This window comes from Candidatus Bathyarchaeota archaeon, from assembly GCA_026014725.1.
Lineage (GTDB): Archaea > Thermoproteota > Bathyarchaeia > Bathyarchaeales > Bathycorpusculaceae > Bathycorpusculum.
In genome coordinates this window covers 1-2,028 of the sequence record JAOZHV010000063.1, presented here as the reverse complement: position 1 = coordinate 2,028, position 2,028 = coordinate 1, and the positions used below count along the sequence as shown (strand labels likewise).

Genomic DNA, 2,028 nt, shown 5'->3' with positions numbered 1-2,028 from the left:
GGTTAAGTCTCGTTTTAGCCCCATTTCTAACCAGTGCCTTTATTTTAGCGGGAGAGGTTAATTGAGTTTCCTGTCTCAAGCCGCACCATCGAGTATTTGCTCATTCAGAAACTAGCTGCTGCCGCTGAATTTTACGTATCTATTTTCCGTAAGTGTTAAAATCTTGTTTGTCATTGTGTTGGTTGGTGGCGTGAAATGAAGCCGCTGCCAACATTCGCTTTCACTTCCTTTCTACTTTTCATGCTAATATTAGGAATGCTGCTTGTGGCGTCGTCATCTGCGAATTTCTTTCCAGACCCAATTCCAGCGGGCATTCAAATAACCAGCGGCGGCACCGTCACAGGAACCAATTTGATTCAGCGGAACGGCGACGTTTACACCCTTACGGGCGACATCTACTGTACAATTGTAATTCTACGCGACGGAATAGTGCTTGATGGAGGAGGCTACACTCTCCGAGGCAGCGGCAGCGGCGCCGGCGTTTTTCTCCAAGAGAGAAGCAACGTGGTAATTCAAAACATGCGGATAGTGAATTTTGCGTATGGGGTCAAGTTCACCTGGCTGAATTATGGCCAACCGACCGCCGCGAGGAGCAACACGGTCACTGGGAGCACATTCATCAACAATACTTATGGCATCGCGCTTTACGATTTTTCAGAAGGCAACCAAATCTCAGATAATTACTTTGAAAACAACACCTACGGCATTGGGCTTTCTTCTCCTGGGAACAATGTGCTCAGGAGAAACCAGTTCTGGAATAACGCGGGCAGCATTTTTGACAGCGGCGCCAATGCCAACGACATTGACACTTCGAACACGGTGAACGGCAAACCAGTTTGCTATTGGGTTAACCAGCACGATAAAACTGTACCCTCTGGCACTGGGTGGGTGATGCTCAAAAACTGCAGCGGCATAACAGTTCAGGGCTTGAATTTAGCAGGCAACGTACAAGGCGTTTTGCTTCACAACACAAACGACTCAACGATTAGCGGAAACGTAATAACCAATAATCTGGAAGGCATCGCTCTCAGGTATTCTCACGGCAACGTTATCTCAAGCAACCGCATTAGCAACAACAATGGATACGGCATCAGTCTCGAGTATGTCTCAAACAGCAACATTATCACTAAAAACGAAATAGCCAACAACGCGAAAGACGGCGTAAACTTCGGCTACTACACAATCAACGCCACCGTCACCGAAAACCACGTGACAGGAAACGGCGGCAACGGAATCTTCTTCCACGATATTCAAGACTCCACCGTCGCTGGAAACAACGCCACGCTGAACAAGGGCTGCGGAATCGGATTCGGCTACGGCCCAGGCATAATCACAGAAAACAACATCACAGGAAACAACGTAGGCATTTGGCTCAGCAACGCGAATAAAAACACAATCACTTGGAACAATATAACAGAGAACACTGGCTGGGGCATAAGACTAGAAGGTTCCCAAGGAAACAACACCATCCACCACAACAACTTCATAAACAACAGCATCACAGAAGCACTTCAAGCAAGCGTCTTAGGCATATGGACATACCCAGGACTTAACAAACCTCCACGATGGAACACCACAACCCCCATAATTACCCCAACCCCAGAGCCAGAAATGCCAAAATTTGCACCCGGCAACAGCAATTTCTGGGATGACGGCAAAGAAGGCAACTACTGGAGCGACTACGCAAAACGGTATCCAAACGCCACTGAGATTCGAAGCACTGGGGTCGGCGACACACCCTATTTCATCAACGAGAACAACGCAGACCGATACCCGCTCATGAGACCAGCCGCATGCAATTCTAATTCAACAGCGCAACAGCAAGAAAGCGAAGAATTTGCCGAAGCAAGCTTGCCAGTTGACAACGCAGTCGCCGTAACCGCGGCAACAGCAACAGTTATAGGAATACTAACCGCCTCAGCATATCTGCTTCTCAAACGCAAGCATTCAACCGCGTAACTAAGCTAAAATAAACTTTACCGCATACAGAATAAACTGCACAACCAACTCTATTTGCACTTTAAATAG

1 protein-coding gene is annotated in these 2,028 nt (G+C 47.5%); it reads left to right on the top strand.

The annotated features are described in order from the left end of the window. Nucleotides 1–195: 195 nt before the first annotated feature. Nucleotides 196–1,959, top strand: coding sequence for a right-handed parallel beta-helix repeat-containing protein (locus tag NWE95_13775; GenBank protein ID MCW4004968.1), 1,764 nt, complete (start codon nucleotides 196–198; stop codon nucleotides 1,957–1,959). Nucleotides 1,960–2,028: the final 69 nt, after the last annotated feature.